A 556-nucleotide genomic window follows, 5' to 3' on the forward strand; every position below is an offset into this window, starting at 1 on the left:
TTATCGAAGGCAAAAAGAACGATGCCATCCACCGCGATATGGAAGTGACCTACAAGCATCTCGAGCATTGCTTTGATAACTACATCAACCTGAACTACTTCGCAGATTGGTTCGATAACGAGCTAAAACGTAACTTCAGCATCGATGTCATGCGCCAAGAGATCGATAACACTCAACCATTTTTTACGTTCAACAATGACAAAGCCAGCGTCATTCTGATTAAGTGCGAGCAACTGAGTTCCCTTGACAAAGAGATTGGAGACTTCCTAAATGTCGACAACTTTGTTCTGAAAAACAGCAATGAAGCAAAGAACAAATGGTATTCCAACATCCACCAATACTTTAAACAGCATTACGATTTTTCTAAGTTGTTTTACATGTATGACTTACCGCTTTATCGCCATATTTACTCGCAGCAAGAACGAGAAGCTTTCAAAACCAAGTGGTTAAAAACTCCAGGGACAAAGTCAGCATGAAAAAAGTACTGCATATTACCGAAGCCTTTGGTGGCGGTGTTCAAACCGCACTGTACAGCTATGTACATTCATCTCGACAT

At 40.8% G+C, this 556-nt stretch carries 1 protein-coding gene; it reads left to right on the plus strand.

What is annotated here, in order from left to right; genetic code table 11:
• Positions 1-476 (plus strand): putative capsular polysaccharide synthesis family protein (locus R8O10_RS26865; protein WP_318192181.1); only part of this gene is annotated, 476 nt, incomplete at its 5' end.
• Positions 477-556 lie beyond the last annotated feature (80 nt).

The sequence above is a fragment of the Vibrio sp. 1727 genome (genome assembly GCF_033344415.1).
In the GTDB taxonomy this organism is placed as follows: domain Bacteria; phylum Pseudomonadota; class Gammaproteobacteria; order Enterobacterales; family Vibrionaceae; genus Vibrio; species Vibrio alginolyticus.